This is a genomic window from Streptomyces sp. CNX435 (genome assembly GCF_059570575.1).
The window spans coordinates 115,649-133,166 of sequence record NZ_JCANTA010000015.1 but is presented as its reverse complement, the minus strand read 5'-3'; the positions used below and the strand labels follow the sequence as shown (position 1 = coordinate 133,166).

General features: G+C 72.7%; 10 protein-coding genes and 1 pseudogene. 7 read left to right on the top strand and 4 right to left on the bottom strand.

Translation table 11 applies throughout. The features are described from left to right. Positions 1–338: 338 nt before the first annotated feature. Positions 339–1,250: pseudogene (locus tag T328_RS23705) on the top strand (non-reducing end alpha-L-arabinofuranosidase family hydrolase); the annotation flags it as partial. Positions 1,251–1,337: 87 nt separating this feature from the next. Here the strand turns inward: T328_RS23705 and T328_RS23700 are convergent. Both T328_RS23700 and T328_RS23695 read right to left on the bottom strand, forming a co-directional pair. Continuing rightward, positions 1,338–2,366 carry a LacI family DNA-binding transcriptional regulator gene (locus T328_RS23700; protein ID WP_496498164.1) on the bottom strand — a complete coding sequence of 343 codons (1,029 nt, stop codon included), beginning with the start codon at positions 2,364–2,366 and terminating at the stop codon, positions 1,338–1,340. Continuing rightward, positions 2,350–4,776: a glycoside hydrolase family 3 N-terminal domain-containing protein gene (locus T328_RS23695; protein WP_496498163.1), complete on the bottom strand. Its 2,427-nt coding sequence runs from the start codon at positions 4,774–4,776 to the stop codon at positions 2,350–2,352. Before T328_RS23695 ends, T328_RS23700 begins: the two co-directional genes overlap by 17 nt. Positions 4,777–5,022: 246 nt before the next feature. Between T328_RS23695 and T328_RS23690 the strand changes: the two genes are divergently transcribed. Genes T328_RS23690 through T328_RS23675 form a run of 4 tightly spaced genes read left to right on the top strand, consistent with a single transcriptional unit; the run spans position 5,023 to position 9,707 of the window. After that, a complete protein-coding gene (locus tag T328_RS23690) occupies positions 5,023–6,345 on the top strand; it encodes an extracellular solute-binding protein (RefSeq protein WP_496498162.1) in 1,323 nt (440 codons plus the stop codon). Beyond that, positions 6,342–7,244 carry a carbohydrate ABC transporter permease gene (locus tag T328_RS23685; RefSeq protein WP_496498161.1) on the top strand — a complete coding sequence of 301 codons (903 nt, stop codon included), beginning with the start codon at positions 6,342–6,344 and terminating at the stop codon, positions 7,242–7,244. The genes T328_RS23690 and T328_RS23685 overlap by 4 nt, the downstream gene beginning before the upstream one ends. Before the next feature lies 1 nt (position 7,245). Beyond that, positions 7,246–8,139 (top strand): carbohydrate ABC transporter permease, encoded by an 894-nt coding sequence (locus tag T328_RS23680; RefSeq protein WP_496498160.1) that lies wholly within the window; start codon positions 7,246–7,248, stop codon positions 8,137–8,139. Positions 8,140–8,192: 53 nt separating this feature from the next. After that, entirely contained in the window at positions 8,193–9,707 is a 1,515-nt protein-coding gene (locus T328_RS23675) for a glycoside hydrolase family 43 protein (RefSeq protein WP_496498159.1), read from the top strand. A 19-nt stretch (positions 9,708–9,726) separates the two neighbouring features. Here T328_RS23675 and T328_RS23670 read toward each other — a convergent pair whose 3' ends face one another. After that, positions 9,727–10,695, bottom strand: coding sequence for an aldo/keto reductase (locus tag T328_RS23670; RefSeq protein WP_496498158.1), 969 nt, complete (start codon positions 10,693–10,695; stop codon positions 9,727–9,729). Between the two features lie 59 nt (positions 10,696–10,754). Then, positions 10,755–12,269 carry an alpha-L-fucosidase gene (locus T328_RS23665; RefSeq protein ID WP_496498157.1) on the bottom strand — a complete coding sequence of 505 codons (1,515 nt, stop codon included), beginning with the start codon at positions 12,267–12,269 and terminating at the stop codon, positions 10,755–10,757. An 82-nt stretch (positions 12,270–12,351) separates the two neighbouring features. Between T328_RS23665 and T328_RS23660 the strand changes: the two genes are divergently transcribed. Further along, positions 12,352–14,559, top strand: coding sequence for a beta-galactosidase (locus T328_RS23660; RefSeq protein ID WP_496498156.1), 2,208 nt, complete (start codon positions 12,352–12,354; stop codon positions 14,557–14,559). A 45-nt stretch (positions 14,560–14,604) separates the two neighbouring features. Then, entirely contained in the window at positions 14,605–17,310 is a 2,706-nt protein-coding gene (locus tag T328_RS23655; protein ID WP_496498155.1) for a family 78 glycoside hydrolase catalytic domain, read from the top strand. Positions 17,311–17,518 lie beyond the last annotated feature (208 nt).

Below are 17,518 nucleotides of genomic sequence, written 5' to 3'. Positions count from 1 at the left end.
CTTCAGCGGAGCGGGGGCTGGCGCCACAGCAGGGCTGTCGAATGTTTCGATCAATTCAGCGAATCATGCGACAGTGCTGACGCCGTCCGCCGGCTCCCTCTCAGCCAGATCGACCGATTGTTTCGACGCTTGTTCGACATCAAGAACATCTCGACGTCACCCGGACGTGCCCCAAGTATGAGGAGGCCCCCATGCGCAGCCGAAGTTTCAGCCGCAGACATCCGTTCGTGGTACTCGCCGCCGCGGTTGCGGCAGTGACCGCGTTGGCGCCGACGCTCATCTCCGACCCGGCTCAGGCGACTGGCAGCGGCACCTCGCGCGATGCCGCATCCGACCCGGACAGCCAGTGTGCTCTTCCGTCGACGTACCGGTGGTCGTCGTCGGGTGTGCTGGCGCAGCCCGCGAACGGGTGGGTGTCGCTCAAGGACTTCACCGCCGTGAAGCACGACGGCCAGCATCTCGTCTACGGGACGAAGTTCGAGGGGAATTCGTACGGCTCGATGGTGTTCAGTCCCTTCGGGGACTGGTCGGACATGGGTTCGGCGGGGCAGAACGCGATGAACCAGGCCGCGGTGGCGCCCACGCTGTTCTACTTCGCGCCCAAGGACGTCTGGGTGCTGGCCTACCAGTGGGGTCAGTGGCCCTTCATCTACCGCACGTCGAACGACCCCACCGACCCCAACGGCTGGTCCTCGCCGCAGGCGCTGTTCACCGGCAGCATCTCCGACTCCGGCACCGGCCCGATCGACCAGACCCTGATCGCCGACGACGAGAACATGTACCTGTTCTTCGCCGGTGACAACGGCAGGATCTACCGGGCGAGCATGCCGATCGGGAACTTCCCGGGCAACTTCGGCTCGTCGTATGAGACGATCATGACCGACTCGACGAACAACCTGTTCGAGGGGGTGCAGGTCTACAAGCTCCAGGACCAGGACCAGTACCTCATGCTCGTCGAGGCGATCGGTGCGAACGGGCGCTACTTCCGCTCGTTCACGTCCAACAGCCTGAACGGTTCGTGGACCCCGCAGGCCGCGAGCGAGAGCAGTCCCTTCGCGGGCAAGGCCAACAGCGGTGCCACCTGGACCAACGACATCAGCCACGGCGACCTGCTCCGCGAGAACCCCGACCAGACCATGACCGTCGACCCCTGCAACCTGCAGCTCCTCTACCAGGGCAAGGACCCCGCCGCAGGCGGCGACTACAACCTGCTTCCCTGGCGGCCGGGCGTTCTGACGCTGCAGCCCTGACCCGAACGGCCGGCGGTGATCGCCTTGCCGCTTCGAGAGACCCCAGCCGCGCGTCGGCTGGGGTCTTCTCGTGTGCGGACCTCCGGTTCACCCGTCGGCTGCGGAACGCGGGCCGGGCGGTGCCGTCGACGCGCGTACCACCAGTTCCGTGGCGAGTTCGATGTGGTGGGACTCCACGTTCTCGCCGTCTGCCAGGCGGAGGGCGGTGCGCAGGGCGACACCGCCCATCTCCCGCAGCGGCTGGCGAACGGTCGTCAGCGGCGGCGAGGCCGTCCGGGCGGGAAGCGCGTCGTCGAAGCCGACCACGCTCAGGTCCTCGGGGACGCGCAGGCCGCGGGTGCGGGCGGCCTCGATGACGCCGAGGGCGATCTCGTCGTTGCCCGCGAATATCGCCGTCGGTGGCTCTTCGAGGTCCAGCAGTGCCGCGGCGCCGGCCGAGCCGGTCTGGTACGTGAATTCTCCCGGCCGGACGTAGGCGGCGGGCACGGGTGCTCCCGCCGCCTCCATCGCGGCGCGGTAGCCGTGCGTGCGGGCCTGGTTGCACGCGGCCGTGGCCGGTCCGCCGAGATGGGCGACGCGGCGGTGGCCGAGGGAGAGCAGGTGCTGGGTCGCGGCCAGTCCGCCGGCGAAGTTGGTCGCTCCGACGCTGTTGACCCGGTTGTGCGGCAGGTGCAGCGGGTCGAGCACGACCGCCGGAAGGCCGGCCTTGGCCAGCGCATTCAGGTGCGCGGCGGTGTAGACGCTGGTGATCCCGATGAGGGCCCGGCGGCCGGCTGTGACCAGGTCCCGGGCCCAGTGCGGGGCATGGGACGACTTGCCGATCACCACCGAGGCGCCCAGCTCGGCGGCCACGTCGACGATGCCTTCCACCGCCTCGGCCACATACGGCCTGAGGGCGCCCGCGAACTGCACCTCGATGGTCGCGCTCTGCGGCACCTCGGCGTGGCGGAACACGGGTGCGAAGTAGTCGTGCTGGTGCAGCAGTTCCAGTACCCGGGCGCGCGTCTGCGGCGCCACGTCGGTGCGGTCGTTGACCACTTTGGACACCGTCGCGACCGAGACCCCGGCCGCCCGGGCGATGGTCGCCAACGTCGTACGCCTAGCGTCCGTCGGCATCCGTTTCCCCCAGCTCTCTGTCCACCGGCGTGGTGAGCCGCCGGTCGTGGCCGACCGCACGGGTGGGGCCGGTCAACCGTACGGCAACCCGGCAGGGGAGTTCGGCCGAGGAGGTGCCGACGAGCACCTCGACCTCCCCGGGTTCGACGATCCGCCGCAGGTCGCGGCCGGTGAACGCGGTCCGGTCGGCATGCACGTGGAACCGGACCCGCGCGCTCTCGTCCGGCTCCAGCCGGACCGCGGCGAAGCCGGCCAACTGCCGGACCGGTCGGGTCACCTGGGCGACGACGTCGCGAAGATACAGCTGGACGATCTCGTGGCCGGCCCGGGCACCGGTGTTGCGCACCCGCACCGACACCGTGAACTCGCCGTCGGTGGGTATCTCGGTCGCGCTCGCGCGCGGGTCGTCGACCTCGAACGTGGTGTACGACCTGCCGTATCCGAAGGGGAACAGCGGCGTCGGGTCGATGTTGCTGATGCCGTGGGTGTTCCCGCCGAGCGGTGGCTGCAGGTACGTGCCGGGCTGACCGCCCGGCCGGCGGGGAATCTGCACCGGCAGCTTGCCGGCGGGGTGGACCCGGCCGGACAGCACCCCGGCGATCGCCGCCGCGCCTCGCTGACCGGGCATGAACGCCTGGACCAGACCGGCGGCCCGGGGGTGCACCTCGCCCAGGGCGTACGGGCGGCCGGAGACCACGACCACGACCACGGGGGTCCCGGTGGCGAAGAGTTCCGCGAGCAGATCGGCCTGCACGCCCGGCAGCCGCAGGTCCTCGGCGTCGCAGCCCTCACCGGACGTACCCTTGCCGAACTTGCCCGCGCGGTCGCCCACCACCGCCACGCACAGATCCGCCCCGCGGGCCGCGGCTGCCGCGGTGGCGAAGCCGGACCGGTTCTCGCCGGACACGTCGCACCCCGGCTCGTGGACGATCTCGGTCTCCGGCAGTTCGGCGCGCAGCGCGTCGAGGACGGTCGGTGCCGCCACGCCGAGGCCCAGGCCGGGGTGGCGGGGCAGGACGTGGTTGGGAAAGGCGTAGCAGCCCATGAGGGTGCGCGAGTCGGCGGCGCACGGTCCCACCACGGCGAGTCGGCCCGGCGCCGTACGCCCGGCGCCGGGAGCGCCGAGAAGCGGCAGTGCGCTGCCCTCGTCGAGCAGCACGACGGATCGCTCGGCCAGCTCCCGGGCCAGCTCCCCGTTCTCCGGTGAGTCCAGCTCGACCTCGGCGGCCCCGGCGACCGAGCCCTCGGGCGTCCAGCCGGGATCGAGCAGCCCGAGCTGGACCTTCTGGGTGAGCAGACGGCTCGCGGCCCGGTCCACCAGGGACTCGGGCAGCTCGCCCCGGCGGACCCGGTCCACGAGGTGGCGGCCGAAGCCCAGGGTGTCGGGCAGCTCCACGTCCATGCCGGCGCTGAGCGCCAGTACGCCCGCCTGGTCGGTGTCCGCGGCCACCCCGTGCATGCCGGCGAGGAACGCGACCGCACCGTAGTCGGAGACCACGGTGCCGGTGAAGCCCCAGTCGCCGCGCAGCAGATCGGTCAGCAGCCAGGAGTCGACACCCGCCGGGACCCCGTCCACCTCGGCGTACGAGTTCATCACCGAACGGGCCCCGCCCACCGCGATCGCGGTCTCGAACGGCGGCAGCACGACGTCCATCAGCTCGCGGCGACCGATCGGCGCCGGTGCGTGGTTGCGGGCGGCACGCGAGGCGGAGTACCCGGCGAAGTGCTTCAGGGTGGCGATGACGCCGGCGCCCTCCAGGCCGGAGACGTAGGCGGCGCCGAGCATCGAGACCAGATACGGGTCCTCTCCCATGGTCTCCTCGACGCGCCCCCACCGGTAGTCACGGACCACGTCGAGGACGGGAGCGAGACCCTGGTGCACGCCGACCGCCCGCATGTCCCGCCCGATCGCGGCACCCAGCCGTCGCACCAGATCCGGGTCGAACGTCGCGGCCCACGCGAGGGCCGTGGGATAGACCGTGGCGCCGTAGGTGGTGAACCCGGTGAGGCACTCCTCGTGGACCAGCGCGGGGATGCCGAGCCGGGAGCCCTGCACGACCGTGTGCTGCGACCTGACGAGTTCGGCGGCCCCCTCCACCGCGGTCACCGGCCGGCTGCCGTATACCCGGGTGAGGTGGCCGAGACCGTGCCGGCCGGCCTCGGCCAGGGGAACCCCGGACTCGAACACCTCCTGGATCGGCGCCACGCGCAGGCCCTCGCCCCGGCCGTCGCCGTCGTCGCCCCCGCGCGCCGTGTCGTTGCCGACCCAGCGGCTGCCGAGCTGCGCGACCTTCTCCGCCACCGTCATCTCGGCCAGGAGGGCGTCCACCCGCTCCGGCGCGGGGAGCGCCGGGTCCTGCCAGCGGGGCACGCCCCGGCCCGGGACCGATGGGGATTCAGCCGTGGGCATCGCGCCCTCCTCTGCACTCAAGCCGCGTGGCTCGAAATATTTTCGAGCCTGTCGGGCTCCTTTCGGGAGTCGTCTCCGCCTGAGGTTACGCACACAGCCCTTGTACGACAACGACGTTACACATGTCTTGACAGTCACGCGCCCGAAACCTAACTTGCACCCACGAGGCTCTACGAAGGCAAGTTTTCGAAACGTTTTCATCCACTGCCCGCCGGAAGCTGACGGCCCTCGATGCGGAGAACACACATGGCGAACCACCTCTCTAGGCGTACCCTCCTCGCCCTGGCGGCCGGGGTGCCGGCCTCCGCGGCACTCGCCGCCTGCGGCTCATCCGGTCCCAGCAAGGGCGGCGGTGACGGCTCGGCCACGTACTGGCACCTGAGCGGCCAGCCCCAGGAAGGCGTCAGGACCGGCGCGGTGGAGCGGTTCAACGAGGCCAACCCCGACGGGCAGATCCAGGTCACCACCTTCGAGAACGACGCGTACAAGACGAAGATCAAGACCGCCATCGGGGCCGGGAAGGCACCCACCATCATCTGGGGGTGGGGCGGCGGCACGCTGCGCACCTACGTGGAGAACGACCAGGTCGACGACCTCACCCCGTGGTTCGAAGACAACCCGGAGATCAAGAACCGGCTCTTTCCGTCCTCGTTCGGCGCGGCGACCGTCGACGGCAAGATCTACGCGATGCCGTTCGAGAGCGTGGAGCCGATCGTCCTGTTCTACAACAAGAGGGTCTTCGACGACGTCGGCGTGCAGCCGCCCGAGTCCTGGGACGACATCATGGCCCTGGTGCCCAAGTTCAACGCGGAGGGCATAGCGCCGTTCTCCCTCGGTGGGCAGTCCCGGTGGACGAACATGATGTGGCTGGAGTTCCTGTTCGACCGCATCGGCGGCCCCGAGGTCTTCCAGGCCGTCTTCGACGGCAAGAAGGACGCCTGGTCCCACCCGGCCGCCATCGACGCGCTGACCAAGGTGCAGGACCTGGTCAAGGCGGACGGGTTCATCAAGGGCTTCTCCTCGATCACCGCGGACTCCAACGCCGACCAGGCGCTGCTGTACACCGACAAGGCTGCGATGATGCTGCACGGCTCCTGGTCGTACGGCATCCAGCAGGCCGAGGGCGGCGACTTCGTCTCCAGCGGCGGCCTCGGCTTCATGAACTTCCCACCCGTCGACGGCGGCAAGGGCGATCCGGGCAACTCCGTCGGCAACCCCGCCCAGTACCTGTCCATCTCCTCGGCGGCCAGCGCCGAGCAGAAGAAGATCGCCAAGGACTTCTTCGCCACCGGCGTCCTCGCGGACGACGAGGTGAAGGAGTGGGTCGACACCGGGGCGGTGCCGATCCGGAAGGGCTCCGAGAAGCTGCTGGCCGAATCCGAGAACGCCGAGTTCCTGGAGTTCGTCTACGGCATCGCCAGCAACGCGAAGACGTTCGGCCAGTCCTGGGACCAGGCGCTCAGCCCGACGGCCGCCGAGACGCTGCTGGACAACATCGCCAAGCTGTTCCAGTTGTCCGTCTCGCCGCAGGAGTTCACCGACAACCTCAACGAGGTCATCGGCAAGTGAGCACCCTCACCGGCTCCACGGGGCGCAGGGAACGGCACGGCATCCTGCCCTGGCTGGCCGTGCCGGCGCTGCTGTTCTTCGTCGGCTTCGCCCTCGTCCCGCTCGTCGGGGTCTTCCTGCTGAGCTTCACGACGTGGGACGGGATCGGCGACATCCACCCGTCCGGGCTGACCAGTTGGCGTGCGGTGCTCACCGACCCCGGGCTGCCGCACGCCCTCTGGGTGACGTTCCTGGTGATGGCCGTGTCCTGGGCGGTTCAGACACCGGCGAGCATTCTGCTCGGCACGTTCCTGGCCGGCCGCCAGCGCTACCGCGCCGTGCTGAGCCTGATCTACTTCGTCCCGCTCCTGCTCAGCTCCGCGGCGATCGCGGTCGCGTACAAGGCGCTGCTGGACCCGAACTTCGGGCTGGGCGCCGGGCTGGGGGCCGAGTGGCTCAGCAAGGACTGGCTGGGGCGCCCCTGGCTCGCGTTCGGCGTCGTCATCTTCATCGTCTCCTGGCAGTTCATCCCGTTCCACTCGCTGATCTACCAGGGTGGCGTCCAGCAGATCCCCCAGTCCCTGTACGAGGCCGCACAGCTGGACGGCGCCGGGCAGATCCGCCAGTTCTTCAGCATCACGCTGCCTCAGCTCAAATACACCATCATCACCTCGTCGACGCTGATGGTGATCGGGTCGCTTACCTTCTTCGACCTCATCTTCGTCCTGACCGAGGGCGGCCCCGGAGACGCCACCCGGGTCCTCGCGCTGGACATGTACAAACGGGGCTTCCAGGCCAACCTGATGGGGCCGGCCAGCGCCATCGCGGTCGTCCTCGTCCTGATGGGCCTCGCCATCGCCCTGCTGCTGCGCCGGCTCGGCGGCCGGGACGCCGGTGAGAGCCAGCTTGAGGGAGTCTGACGTGACCACCACGCTGACCAAGCCGCAACCGCGGAAGACCACCCCGCGCGAGCGGCGGCAACGCCCCGGCCCGACCGCCCGCCGACGCAACTGGCTCGGCGGCCTGGCCGGATGGCTCTGGCTCGCCGTCGTCGTCGTACCCCTCTACTGGATCCTCATCACCAGCCTCAAGGCCCAGAGCAACTACTACGCGACCAACCCGCTGGCGCCGCCGAGCGAGCCCACCCTGGACAACTACGAGCTGGTCCTGGAGTCCGACTTCATCGACTACTTCGTGAACAGTGTCGTGGTCACCGCCGGCGCCGTGGTGCCGGCGGTCACGGTCTCCTTCATGGCCGCCTACGCCATCGTGCGCGGCTGGCGCCTGCGGTTCCTGCGGGTGGTGAACGGGATGTTCCTCATGGGCCTCGCCATCCCGCTGCAGGCGACGGCCATCCCGGTCTACCTGATCATCATCAAGCTGCAGCTGTACGACAGCCTGCTGGCGCTGATCCTGCCGTCGATCGCCTTCGCCATCCCGCTGTCCGTGCTGATTCTCGCCAACTTCATCCGGGACGTGCCCAAGGAGCTGTTCGACTCGATGCGGGTGGACGGGGCCACCGAGTGGGGGACACTGTGGCGCCTGGCGGCGCCGCTCACCCGGCCGGCCATCCTCACCGTGACCATCTTCAACGCGCTGACCATCTGGAACGGCTTCCTGCTGCCGCTGATCCTCACCCAGAGCCCTTCCCAGCGGACGTTGCCGCTCGCACTGTGGACCTTCCAGGGCGAGTACGGGATCAACATCCCCGCGGTCCTGGCCGCCGTCGTCCTCACCACCCTGCCCCTGATCGTCCTGTACGCCTTCGGCCGCCGTCAGCTGCTCAGCGGTCTGACCGCCGGATTCAGCAAGTGAGACCGACCGGCCGGCTTGGCTCGACGGCGTCTGCGCGTACGTACGACAACCCTGTGATCAGCGGGTTCCATCCCGATCCGAGCGTGTGCCGGGTCGGTGACGACTACTACCTGGTGTGCTCCAGCTTCGAGTACTTCCCCGGGCTGCCGCTCTTCCACAGCAGGGACCTCGTGCACTGGGAGCACATCGGCAACGTCCTCGACCGGCCCGGGCAGCTGCCGCTGCCGCTGCCCGGCGCAAAAGCGTCCGGCGGCCTCTACGCCCCCACGATCCGCCACCACCACGGCCGTTACTGGGTCATCGACACCAACATCGACGGCGGCGGCAACTTCGTCGTCTCGGCCGAGCGGCCCGAGGGGCCGTGGAGCGACCCGGTGTGGATCGACCTGCCCGGGATCGACCCCGATCTGGCGTGGGAGGAGGACGGCACCTGCTGGTGCACCTTCTCCGGGCCGGAAGGCGGCATCCACACTGCCCGGATCGACCCGGTCAGGGGGGAGGTGCTGGAGGGGCCTTTCGCCACGTGGTCGGGCACCGGCCTCAAGTTTCCCGAGGCGCCGCACCTCTACCGCATCGGCGACCGGTGGTATCTGCTGATCGCGGAAGGCGGCACCGAGCGCGGCCACAGCGTGTCCGTCGCCCGTGGCAGCTCGCCCCGCGGTCCCTGGGAAGGCGCCCCCGCCAACCCCCTTCTCTCCCACAGCGGTACCGCCCGCGCCATCCAGAACACCGGCCACGCCGACCTGGTCGAGGCTCCCGACGGCAGTTGGTGGATGGTGCTGCTCGGCGTCCGGCCCCGCGGCTTCACGCCCGACGTGCACGTGCTCGGCCGCGAGACGTTCCTGACCCCCGTGGCGTGGGACGAGGACGGCTGGCCCGTCGTCGCGCCCGTTCCCGGGAGCCACCCGGCACCGGGCGGTGCCTGGCACCCCGTCCCGGCCCCGCCCGCCCGCGACGACTTCGACGAGTCCGCCCTCGCGCCGTACTGGATCTCGCCGTTCGCCCGCCCGGAGAGCTCCTGGTCGCTCACCGAGCGCCCCGGCTGGCTGGCGCTCAACGCCACCGGCGCCACCCTCGACCGCCCCGGGTACACGTTCGTCGGCCGCCGCCAGCAGCACCACGACTGCCGCGTCACCGCCGTGATCGACCCGGGTACGGGACGCGGCGGCCTCAGCGTGCGCCTGGACGAGGCCCACCACTACGAGCTGGAGGTCGGGAACGGAGAGGCCGGCGTCGTCGCCCGGATCGGTCCGCTGCGCCAGACCGTGGCCGGCCGGCCGGTCCCGTCCGGGCCGCTGACCCTCACCGTCGCGATCCGGACATCCGACCTCGTGCCGGCGTCGCCCGAACTCACCGACGGCGGGACCACCGGACCCGACACCATCGCCTTCTGGCTCGGCGATCCCGACGCCCCGGGCGCCCGGCCACTCGCCGAACTGGACGGACGCTATCTGTCCACCGAAGTCGCCTGCGGCTTCACCGGCCGCGTCATCGGCATGTACGCCACCGAAGGCACGGTCGCCTTCGACTGTTTCGAGTACACCCCGGCCGCGGTGCCCTCCGCCTGACGCCCGGCGTTCGGCCGATTCAGCCTCCTGTGCCCGCCGGCAGTCGCAGGCCGGGGGGCAACAGCCCCCGGTCGACCAACGCGGACCACAGCTCGTGCGGAACGGGGCGGGCGAAGTGCGCGGCGTTCTGCCGCACCTCCTCGGGGGTGCGCGCGCCGACCACGGCCGCCGCCACGGCGGGGTGGCCGAAGCCGAAGCGCAGTGCCGCCGCCTGCAGCGGCACGCCGAACTCCGTGCACACCGCGGCGAGTCGGCGCGCCCGGTCCACCAGGGCGGGCGGCGCCTCGCGGTAGTCGTAGCTGGCGCCCGGCCGTGGGTCGGCCAGCAGCCCGCTGTTGTACACGCCGCCGAGCACCACCGCCGTGCCGCGCCGCTCGCACAGCGGCAGCAGTTCGTCGTGTGCGGAGGTGTCCAGCAGCGTGTAGCGCCCGGCGCACAGCACCACGTCGACGTCCAGGTCGGCGACGAACCGGGCCAGACCCGCGGCGTCGTTCATGCCGAAGCCGATGGCCCTGACGACCTTCTCCTCGCGCAGCCTGGCGAGCGCGGGGAACCCGGTCTCGTAGACCTCGCGGACATGGTGGTCGACGTCGTGCAGCAGCAGGACGTCGACCCGGTCCGTGCCGAGCCGCAGCAGCGAGTCCTCCAGGGTGGCCCGGATCCCGTCGCCGCTGAGGTCCCAGACCCGGGTGCGGTGCGCGCCGGTGCCCTCCAGCCTGCGGCCCACTTTGGTGGACAGGACGTACGAGCCGCGGTCGCGCCCGGCGAGCGCGCGGCCGAGGCGCTCCTCGGAGACCCCGGCGCCGTAGTGGGGGGCGGTGTCCAGGTAGCCGCAGCCGGTGGCGAACGCGGCGGCGACGACGGCGGCGGCCCGCTCCCCGGCGCCGGGTGCGGCGTCGTCCCCCAGGGGGGCGCAGCCGAGCCCGAGCGGCGGCACGCGCACGCCCGTGCGCCCCAGTTCCCGGGTGCCTCCCGGTGTGTCCGGCATGGGTGTCGTCTCCTTTGGCTCCGTTGGTTCCACGGGATGTTCCGGCGGTTGCGGCGGTGTCATGAGATGCGCAGGACCTGGGTGTACGGAGTCGGCGGTGCCGGCGGCAGACCCGTCACCCGCAGCGCGTCGGCGCCCGGCTCACAGCGTACGGGCCGGTCGTCGCCGAGGAGTTCGACGCGCACCGGGCGGCGCCGGAGATGCCCCGCGGCGTCGCCCAGGCGGTGCAGCACGGCCGTGCCGTCCGCGGGCCAGGCCATGAGGTGCGCGTAGAGGGTCTCGCCGCGGCAGGTGTAGCGCACGTCCCGCGGGGTGTACGCCAGCGTCCTCTCCCGCGCCTTCGCCCCCTCGACCCGCGTCGGGCCCTCCCCGTACACGTGCCACGGACGGGTGTCGAAGACGGCCTCGCCGCAGACGGCCGTCCAGGCGGCGAGGCCGTCGAGGACCGCGGCGGTCTCGTCGTCGATGCGCCCGTCGGGCAGTTGGGGGACGTTCAGCAGCAGGCAGCCGTTCTTGCTCACGGTGTCGACGAGCAGATGGACGATCTCGCCGGCGGTCTTGTAGCGCTCGCCGGTGCGGTAGTACCAATCGCCGATGCTGGTGTCGTACTGCCAGGGCTCCGGGTCGGTCTCGCCGAGCTGGTGGCGCTCGACGTCGAGAAGCACGGCCTGCCGGTCCTCCTCCGGGATCGTCTTGATGCTGACCACCCCCTCGGGCATGGCGGCGTAGTAGCGGGCGAGGAACTCCAGCCCGTGCGGGCTGGGCGGCTGCGCCGGGCAGACGCTGCCCTCGTCGAAGGGCAGCCGGCCGTCGTCGAGGTAGACCAGCTCGGGGGCGTACCGCTCGGTGACATCCCGCAGCCGGGCGTAGAAGTCGTCCACGAAGTCCTCGTGCGGCGGGTCGCCGGGACGGCGCGGCGGTCCGTACAGCCGGCGCGGGTCGAGCCCGTCCCACCAGGTGCCGCCGCCGTCCGCCGCGGTGAGCCGGCCGTCGTACGGCACGCCGGCGTACGGCCCCTCGGCGTCGGCGGCGTGGGCGGCGTCCAGCCAGCGCCACGTCCACGAGCCCGCGTGCATGCTCACCCCGAAGCGCATCCCGGCGGCACGGGCGGCGGCGGCCCAGGCCGCGACGATGTCGCGGCGCGGGCCGACGTTCACGGCGTTCCACGGCTGGTGGGCGGAGTCCCACAGGTCGAAGTTGTCGCAGTGTGCGGCCATGGAGACGAAGTAACGCGCGCCGGTGCGCCGGAAGCGCTCCATCAGCCCTTCCGGATCGAAGTTCTCGGCGCGCCACAGCCGGCACAGGTCCTTGTGCCCGAACTCGGAGGGGTGGCCGTAGCGCTCGCGGTGCAGGGCGGCCTGGCGGCGGGAGCGCTTCTGCTCGAAGCCCTCGGTGCCCTCGAACGGCCCGTAGAGGTGGCGGGCGTACCAGTCGCCGGCCTTCGCCACCGACTGCGGGCCCCAGTGGGACCAGATGCCGAGCTTGGCGTCCCGGAACCACTCCGGGATGCGGTGCCGGCGCAGGGAGGGCCAGTTCGGCTCGTACGTGCCGGCCGGGCGGGTGCCGCTGGTCATGGATCTCCTTCGCTATCGTCGATTAGACAAGGATTTTTATCGGGATATTGACCTCTATAGCCGGGCCTGCGATCGTCGGACGATGCCGACGCGATCCGACGCATCAGGGAACACCCGCCCGGCGGTCCGGCTGGGCGCGGCGTACTACCGCGAGTACCAGCCGTACGAGCGGCTGGAGGCCGACCTCGATCTCATGGCCCGCACCGGGCTGACGCTGATCCGGGTGGGCGAGTCGGTCTGGTCCACCTGGGAGCCGCAGGACGGCGTCTTCGACCTCGACTGGCTCCAGCCGGTGCTGGACGGGGCGCACGACCGCGGCATCGCCGTGCTGCTGGGCACCCCGACGTACGCCGTGCCGCCGTGGCTGCAGCGCAAGCACCCGGAGCTGGCGGTGCGGCTGCGCAGCGGCCGGCGGGTGCCGTGGGGCGCCCGGCAGGAGGTCGACTTCACCAGCCCCGTGTTCCGCCGCCACGCCGAGCGGGTCGTGCGCCGTGTCGTGGGCCGGTACGCCGGGCATCCCGCGGTGGCCGGGTACCAGGTGGACAACGAGCCGGGGCTGCATCTGATGTACAACCCGGAGGTGTTCGCGGGCTTCGTCGCGCGGCTGAAGGAGCGCTACGGCAGCGTAGACGTGCTCAACGAGCGCTGGGGGCTGACCTACTGGTCGCACCGCATCGGCTCGTGGGCGGAGCTGTGGCCGCCGGAGGGCAACACCACGCCGTCGTACGACCTGGCCTGGCGCCGCTACCAGGCGGATCTGACGACCGAGTTCATCGCGTGGCAGGCCGGGCTGGTCCGCGAGCTTGCCCGGCCCGGCCAGTACGTCACCACCTGCGTCGCCTACACCCGCCCGGCCGTCGACGACGTGGCGCTGAACGGCGCGCTCGACGTCGCGTCGGCCAACGTCTACTACGCGACCCAGGACGAGCTGGCCCTGCCCGACACCGGCAGGCGCCACGACGGCGGCTGGTTCGGCCAGGGGGTCTGGCAGCTCTACCAGGCCGCGGACCGCGCGCGCGGCTCGCGGCAGGCGCCGTTCCACGTCACCGAGACGGGCGCCACGACGATCGGCGGCGCGCACCAGAACCACCCGCCCTACGAGGGCCAGTTGCGGCAGGCCGCCTGGGCGCTGGTCGCGCGCGGGGCGCGGGAGGTGGCGTACTGGCACTGGCACACGCTGCACTTCGGCCACGAGACGTACTGGGGCGGGCTGCTGGGCCACTCGCTGCAACCGGGCCGGATCCTTCAGGAGGCCGGCCGCGTCGCCCGCGAACTGGCCGCCGCGGACGGTGCGCTCGACGGCCTGGTGCCGGACGCGGACGTCACCCTGCTGCGCTCGGTGGAGAGCGACTGGGCGTTCCAGCACCAGCCGCCGCTGGCCCGGCCGGGAACGTACGAGCCGGACCCCCGGTCGTACACGCGCATCGCCGGCGCGTTCTACAAGGGCTTCTTCGACGCCGGCCGGCAGGTGGACGTGCTGAGCGTGCCGCAGTTGCCGGGCACCCCGGAGGAACTGGCCCGCGAGCGGCCGGTGCTGGTCGCGCCGGCGCTCTACGCGGCCGGGGACGCGACGCTCGCGCTGCTCGACGGCTATGCGCGGGCGGGCGGGCACCTGATGCTCACCTTCCGCAGCGGGTACGCCGACGACGAGGCCCGGGCGCGGGCCGAGGTCGCGCCGGGCCCGCTGCGGGCCGCGGCGGGCGTCCACTACGCGGAGTACTCCAGCCTCCGCGAGCCGGTGCCGCTGCGGGCAGGGGACCGGCGGGCGGCGGCGGAGGCGGGGGAAGCCGGGGAGACCGCGGAGTCCGGCTTCCGGCTGCCGCCGGGCGCCCGGGCGACCGCGTGGGCGGACGGTCTGGTGCCCGCCGGCGCGGAGCCGCTGGCCTGGTACGAACACCCGCACTTCGGCCGCTGGCCGGCGGCGACGACGCACCGGTACGGCGCGGGCCGGGTGACGTACGTCGGCACGCTGCCCGACTCCGCGTTCGCCGCCGCCCTCGCGGAGTTCACCGGCGCCGGCGTTCGGCAGCGGTGGCGGGATCTGCCGGAGTCGGTCACGGTGACGTCGGCCCGTAACGGGGCGGGCGAGCGGCTGTGGTTCGTGCACAACTGGAGCTGGGAGCCGGCCCGGGCGGTCGCGCCGGAGGCGGTGACGGACGTGCTGACCGGCGATACGGCGCGGAGCGGCGAGGAGGTCGGGCTCGGCGCCTGGGACGTGCGCGTCCTCAAGTCGGCGGGCGGCCCCCCGGCCGCGTCCCCCGGCCCGACCGGCACCGCCGTCGGCACCTGAATGTCCGCCCGAGCAGAACGACCCGTCGAGAGCCGAGGAGCCGCCGTGCCGTACGCCCCGGAGGACCGGAACGACCCGGACGACGTGACCGTGCACCGGCCCGTCGCGGAACACCACCGCGAGTCCCTGGGCATCGGCGAGCCGCGGCCCCGGCTGTCGTGGACGGTGGAGACAAAGCGGCCGGGCTGGCGGCAGTCGGCGTACGAGGTGGAGCTGCGCGACCCGGACGCCGACTCCGACGCCGGTACGGAGGCCGGTGCGGACGCCGCGGTTCTGCACACCGGTCGGCTGCCGGGCTCCGACTCCGTGCTGGTGCCCTGGCCCGCCGCCGCGCCGCCGCTCGGCTCGCGCGAGCGGCGCGAGGTGCGGGTGCGGGTCCGGGGTGCGGACGGGTCGGCGTCCGGCTGGAGCCCGCCGCTCACCGTCGAGGCCGGACTGCTGGACCCCGCGCGGGACGTCACCGCCGCCATGGTCGCGCCCCGCGTCCCCGGCGGCGACCGGGACCCGGAGCGCCCGGTGCTGCTGCGCGGCGAGTTCCGGCTGCCGGCCGCGCCGGTCTCGGCCCGCCTGTACGCGACCGCGCACGGCCTCTGCGAGGTCGAGCTGAACGGCGCCCGCGTCGGCGACCAGGCGCTGGCCCCGGGCTGGACCAGCTACGGTCACCGGCTGCGCTGCACCACGTACGACGTGACCGGCCTGCTGCACCGCGGCACGAACGCGCTCGGCGCCTGGCTCGCCGAGGGCTGGTACCGCGGCCGTATCGGCTTCCAGGGCGGCGTCCGCGCCTACTACGGCGCCGAGATCGCGCTGCTCGCCCAGCTGGAGGTCCGCTGCGCGGACGGCAGCGAGGTGCGCTTCGGCACCGGCGTCGGCACCGGTGCCGACGCGGGCTGGCGCTGCGCCCACGGGCCGGTGCTCGCCGCCGGGCTGTACGACGGCGAGCGCCACGACGCGCGCCTGGAGCCGGCCGGCTTCTCCCGCCCCGGCTTCGACGACTCCGACTGGCACCCGGTCCGCGCCGTGGCGCGCGCCGCGGACACCCTCGTGGCCCCCACGGGATCGCCGGTGCGCTGCACCGAGGAGGTCGCCCCCGCCCGCGTCCTCACCTCGCCCACCGGCCGCACCATCCTGGACTTCGGCCAGAACCTCGTCGGCCGGCTGCGGATACGGCCGAGCGGCCCGGCGGGCACCACCGTCACGCTGCGCCACGCCGAGGTGCTGCAGGACGGCGAGCTGTGCACCCGTCCCCTGCGCGACGCCGAGGCCACCGACCGCTACACGCTGCGCGGCGGCGGACCCGAGGAGTGGGAGCCGCGCTTCACGTACCACGGCTTCCGCTACGCCGAGGTGACCGGCTGGCCGGGCGGCCCCGCCGGTCTCTCCGCCGGCGACGTCACCGCGCGGGTGCTGCACACCGACATGCGCCGCACCGGCTGGTTCGACTGCTCGGACCCGCTGCTCAACCGCCTGCACGAGAACGTCGTGTGGAGCATGCGCGGCAACTTCGTCGACGTGCCCACCGACTGCCCGCAGCGCGACGAACGCCTCGGCTGGACCGGCGACCTCCAGGTGTTCGCGCCCACCGCCGCCTTCCTCTACGACTGTGCCGGCATGCTCACCTCCTGGCTCACGGACGTGGCCGCCGAGCAGTACGAGGACGGCACCGTGCCGCTCTTCGTGCCCACCCTCGAAGCCGACGCGTGGCGCCCCGACTGGACCCCGTCCTGGCCGTGCGCGGTCTGGGGCGACGTCGCCGTCCTCACCCCCTGGACGCTCTACGAGCGCTACGGCGACGCGGGCGTGCTCCGCGCGCAGTACCCGAGCGCCCGGGCGTGGGTGGAGCTGGTGCGCTCCCGGCTGGACGCGGACGGGCTGTGGCGCTCCGGGAAGCAGCTCGGCGACTGGCTGGACCCGGCCGCGCCGCCCGACGACCCCGGGCGCGCCGTGACCGACCCGCACCTGGTGGCCTCCGCCTACTTCGCCCACTCCGCACGCAGGCTCGCGGACATCGCCCGGGTGCTCGGCGAGGACGACGACGCGCGGCGCCACGCGGCGACGGCCGCGGCGGCCCGCCGCGCGTTCACCGCCGGCTACACCGCCCCCGGCGGCCGGCTCACCTCCGACACCCAGACCGCGTACGCCCTGGCGCTGCGCTTCGGGCTGCTGCCCGCGGGCGCCGCGCGGCGGGCCGCCGCCGCCCGGCTGGCCGAGCTGGTGGCGGCGGCGGACCACCGCATCGCCACCGGCTTCGCCGGCACTCCGGTGGTGTGCGACGCGCTCGCGGACGGCGGCGAGGTGGAGACCGCGTACCGGCTGCTGCTGCAGCGCGAGAGCCCGTCGTGGCTCCATCCCGTGGTACAGGGCGCGACCACGGTGTGGGAGCGCTGGGACAGTCTGCTGCCCGACGGCACGGTCAACCCCGGCGAGATGACGTCCTTCAACCACTACGCGCTGGGCGCGGTCGCCGACTTCCTGCACCGGACCGTCGCCGGACTCGCCCCGGCGGCGCCCGGCTACCGGCGGATCCGCGTCGCCCCGCGTCCCGGCGGCGGGCTCACCCACGCGTACGCGCGCCATCTGACGCCGTACGGCCCGGCGGAGGCCGGCTGGCGCGTCGAGGACGGGCGGCTCGTCGTGGAGGCCGAGGTGCCGCCGGGCGCCACGGCGGTCGTCGAGGTGCCGGGCCGGGCGCCGGCCGAAGTGGGCAGCGGCAGGCACGCGTTCACCGCCGAGGCGGGGGCAGCCCGGTGAACGGCCGGCCGGGCGCCGGCGGACCGGGGCGCGGCCGGTCCGGCACGGACGGGATGGCGAAGGGCCGGCCCCGGATCGGCGGACCCGGGCCGGGCGGGAGGTCCGGAAGCGCCGGGCCACGAACCGGCGGCCCCGGAGCCGGCCGCCCCGGAAGTGGCAGGTCCGGAAGTGGCAGGTCCGGAAGTGGCAGGTCCGGAAGTGGCAGGTC